Raw genomic sequence first — 3959 nt, 5'->3', positions numbered from 1 at the left:
CAACATGGGCATGTCCATTACATGGCCCGCGCGGCCATCAGTACCACGATCGAGCGACCACGAACCGAGAAAGATCGGACTTAACGTCCACTCAATCGTGGGGTCGGTGGTGCGGCCCTTGGTGAAGGCATGCTGGATCGCGGCAAGGAACCGGGGGTTGACCGGCAGGGTCATGATCCCGGCGAGTTGGTGCAGCGGGCTGCGCACGACCGCCGCGTACCCGGTGTTGGTGCTGAGCCGGGCGAGGCGGCCGAGCCGGGAGACCTTGCGCTTGGGCTTCTGCCGACTGCGGCCGGGGCGGGTGTTCAGCTGCTGGGCGACGGCCTCGGGGTGGTCGAGCTGGTCGAGCAGTTCGTCGGGGTGGGTGGTCCCGGCGAACAGCGCCCGGAGGATCTCGGCCGGCAGGACCACCGACGGGTGGTCCTGCGCGGCGGTAGCCAGTTCCTTCAGCTCGGTGGGGGTCGGGACGGGCTCCATGTCGAGCAGGCCGGGAGCGAAGGAGGCGATCTGTTCGGTCGTCAGCTTGCCGACGGCACCCTGGGCGTGGTCGTCCTCGTCGCCACCGGGCGCGATGAAGGTGAGCGCAATCGTCATGATCGTCCATGGGTGTCGTGGTGCGGCGCTTCTCGGAGGCCGCCTGATCGGGGACATGACCCACGCCAGGTGGGCCGGTGCTCGGGACCGGAATCCCACGACACCGCCGACGCCCCACGCAGAACCGGGGGCAGCGACGCGGTCGCGCAGTCGCAAGGACGTACCGCACTGAGACAGACCCAGTTGATGGCCTGTAGGCGCGCTGGGAGCGCTCACCGTCAAAGGAAGGGCCCGCCGGAACGACGGGAGGCAGTGACGACTCACTCACGCTGAGCAGTGACCTGAGCCTACACAACCTCGCTCCCGCGTAACGAAGTTCACCGAAAGTCATCACCTGGCCGACCCGCCGCTGGAGGAACGCGCCCCCGCAAGGGCTGCCGGGTCCCGGCCTCACCGGAAGCCCCCAACAAACGCGGCGGGCCCGCGCCCGGCAGGCGTACACCTCCAGCACAAAGACCTGGTCCTCGGTGCCGGAGATGGAGCCGACCGCTTTTGCGTTGCCGGTCGGCTCCGGCCGGGCGGCGGGGCGCAGCGCGTGGGGCCAGGCGGCGGGTACGGGCGCACCGGCAGGGCGGGCACGTGCGGTCGGGCGGGGTCGCATCATCTGCGCTCCGGCGTCGTTTACGGCCGCCCGCCACGTACCCGAGGGGTCGGGCGGAGTGTCTCGGAGGGCCGGGGGGCCGCCGGTTCGCGTGCATACCCTCCGGGGGCCGGTGCGGCGCTCGGGGACGGTTGGCGTCCGCGGTCCCTGGTCCGGGGGCGGGCCGGCCGGCCGGGCGCGGGCCGTAGGGGTGGATGCGAGTGGGGCGACCGTGTCATACAACCTTCTGCGTTGCCCAGAGGTCTGACCCTCGTCGCGTGCCGTGATCAGTTGTGAACGGCGGTGGCAGCGAGCACGATCCAGGTTTTTCGGTCCGCGGACGCCGCTGTGGCCCGCGGTTGGAGGGGGTTTTCATGCGTCACCCGGTCCGTCTCGCCGTCGCGGTGGCCGTAGCGGCGTCGCTCACCGGCGGTGCGCTGTCCGTCGCCGCCGGCTCTGCCGTCGCGGCGCCGTCCAGACTTGCGGACGACTTCAACGGCGACGGATTCCGCGACCTTGCCGTGGGCATGCCGGAGCAAACGGTCAACGGCAAACGTGGCGCCGGTGCCGTTCTGGTGACGTTCGGCTCCGTGCGCGGTCTGACTTCCCAGCGCGTCCTCGTCACGCAGAACTCCACCGGTGTGCCGGGCGCGGCCGAGGTCGATGACCACTTCGCCAGCAGCCTCGCGAGCGGGGACGTGAACCGTGACGGGTACGCGGACCTGCTGGTCGGCAGTGAAGGGGAAGGCGTTGCCGGGGCGTCGCTCGGCGGTGCCGTGACCGTGCTGTGGGGTGGCCCGTCGCCCCTGCGCAGCGGTCTCCTTCTGCCGTCGGGGCCGTCGTACCCGTCCCGTATGTTCGGGGCGGACATCGCAGTCGGTGACTTCACCGGGGACTCCGCGCCCGACGTCGCGGTCACCACGGCGACATCGCTGAAGCTGTACTCCGGCACCTTCACCCGTACCACGGCACCAGCCGGGTACGAGGTTCCCCGCGGGGACGGCGGCGGCTGGCACATCACGGCCGGTGACTTCGACGGCGAGGGCAAGGACGAACTGGCGGTCGTCCAGCAAGACGTCACGATCGTCCACGGCCAGACGCCCGGCACGAGCAGCCCTGCCTCCTTCGGCGAACAGACCCGCCTCGCCGGCGGGAACGCCGTCGCGGCCGGAGACCTCAACGGCGACGGCCGTGCCGACCTCGCCATCGGCCTGTCCGACCCCCGTCTCCACCCCAACGGCCGCCCCGACCCCAGCGGTGGCTCCGGCTATGTCACCGTCCACTTCGGCACCGCCAGCGGCCTCAATCCGGTCCGGCGCGTCTACCACCAGAACACCGGCGGGGTCCCCGGCGGCAACGAGCGCGGAGACAACTTCGGCGCTGCACTGGCCATCGGTGACATCAACGGCGATCACCGCGCCGATCTCGCCATCGGAATCCCCTACGAGTCGCTGACAGACGGCGTCAGGGCGGGTGACGTCGTGGTCCTGCGCGGCGCATCCGGCGGGCTCACCACCACCGGCGCAGCGCACTACACACAGGACAGCCCCGGTGTCCCCGGCGTCAACGAGAACAACGACGTCTTCGGCTCGCAGGTCCGCCTCGCTGACTTCAGCCGCGACGGCAAGGCCGACCTCGCCGTCACCGCCCCCTACGAAGACGCAGGTAGCGGTGCGCTGTGGCAGTTGCGCGGCACCACCAGCGGCCTCAGTACCAGGGGCGTCAGCCTGTTCGGCCCCAGGGAGTACGGCATCGCCGCCGGCTCAGGGATCGGTACCACCCTGCTCGACTGAGACACCGCCCCCCGGCAGCACTGGACATGCCCCAGCCGTGTCCAGTGCTGCCGGACCCTCGATGCCGATGCCGTCGCTGCAGTTTCCGGCGGCAGAGGGCCGGTGGACCGTCAACCGGGTGCAGGGCCTGCTCGCCGACCCGAAACTGACCGGCTACCAGGTCCACAACCGCAAAGCGACCCCCACCGGCCGCCCCGGCATCTCGAAACTGCATCCGCTCTCGGAATGGATCTGGTCACCGCGGATCACGCACGAGCCGGTCATCAGCGTCGACGAGTGGAAAGCCGCCCAGGAGGTCACCGCCGGACTCAAAGCGGGCGCACAGCAGTATGTCTCGCTGCAGCGCCTGCGCGAGGAGATGCACGGGCTGGGTCTGTCGGTGACGGCCGTCAGCAGCAACGGCACGCACACGCTCTACCGGATCGGAGAGCGGCAGGTCGTCCTGCCCGACCCGATCCCCGCCCAGGTCATCCGGCAGGTCGCCGAAGACGCGCGGGCGGCATCGTGAGGAAGGCCATCGAATGCCGCGCCGGCCGGGACGGCGAGATGTGGGTGGCCGGCATCCCCCAGCACGGCGTATACGGGCATGGGCGCGCGCTGCAGGACAACCTTGTCAGAGGTCTCGCACTGGCCGGTGTGACCACACGGATCACGATCACCCCCGTCAGCCCGGAGCTGCAGCGGCTACGGCGTGCCAGGGACGCCTACGAGGCAGCGCTCGCGGACGCCGTGACCACGCCGACCGCCGACGGCGCCACCCCACGCGACGTCGCCGAGGCGACCGAGGTGTCCATCGCCACGGTGACAGCTCTGCGCACCAGGCCGCAGACCGGGCGGGCGCACACGCCAAGGAAGCGCAAAGCCTGAGTCTGGCGACGTCCGGCCCGGCAGCGGGGGCTAGTGCCGCATCAAGCAACGTTCGCCCTGTTCACGACCCTGCGCAGGTGTTCGTCGGCGGCGTGCTTGTTCCGCCAGATGATGTAGCGGCGGAT

4 protein-coding genes and 1 pseudogene are annotated in these 3959 nt (G+C 70.6%); 3 read left to right on the top strand and 2 right to left on the bottom strand.

All coding sequences use genetic code 11. The annotated features are described in order from the left end of the window. Positions 1–594 (bottom strand): hypothetical protein (locus ACIQGV_RS40810; protein ID WP_402504817.1); only part of this gene is annotated, 594 nt, incomplete at its 3' end. Between the two features lie 954 nt (positions 595–1548). On the opposite strand from ACIQGV_RS40810, the gene ACIQGV_RS40805 reads away from it, so the two are divergent. The 3 genes from ACIQGV_RS40805 (at position 1549) to ACIQGV_RS40795 (ending at position 3834) form a co-directional block, all read left to right on the top strand. Then, positions 1549–2967, top strand: coding sequence for an FG-GAP-like repeat-containing protein (locus ACIQGV_RS40805; protein ID WP_402504815.1), 1419 nt, complete (start codon positions 1549–1551; stop codon positions 2965–2967). Between the two features lie 67 nt (positions 2968–3034). Next, positions 3035–3475 (top strand): recombinase family protein, encoded by a 441-nt coding sequence (locus ACIQGV_RS40800; RefSeq protein ID WP_402504813.1) that lies wholly within the window; start codon positions 3035–3037, stop codon positions 3473–3475. 128 nt (positions 3476–3603) lie between these two features. Then, positions 3604–3834: a hypothetical protein gene (locus tag ACIQGV_RS40795; RefSeq protein WP_402504811.1), complete on the top strand. Its 231-nt coding sequence runs from the start codon at positions 3604–3606 to the stop codon at positions 3832–3834. A 41-nt stretch (positions 3835–3875) separates the two neighbouring features. Here the strand turns inward: ACIQGV_RS40795 and ACIQGV_RS40790 are convergent. Beyond that, positions 3876–3959, bottom strand: a pseudogene (locus ACIQGV_RS40790) (transposase); the annotation flags it as partial.

This window comes from Streptomyces sp. NPDC093094, from assembly GCF_044754345.1.
GTDB lineage: Bacteria > Actinomycetota > Actinomycetes > Streptomycetales > Streptomycetaceae > Streptomyces.
Note: the sequence above shows the minus strand (reverse complement) of the source record. Positions and strands in the feature narration are given on the sequence as shown.

What these genes read in the sequence shown, in the direction of transcription:
- ACIQGV_RS40805 (WP_402504815.1), top strand. Translation starts at nt 1,549, where the DNA reads ATGCGTCACCCGGTCCGTCTCGCCGTCGCGGTGGCCGTAGCGGCGTCG.
- ACIQGV_RS40800 (WP_402504813.1), top strand. Translation starts at nt 3,035, where the DNA reads ATGCCGTCGCTGCAGTTTCCGGCGGCAGAGGGCCGGTGGACCGTCAAC.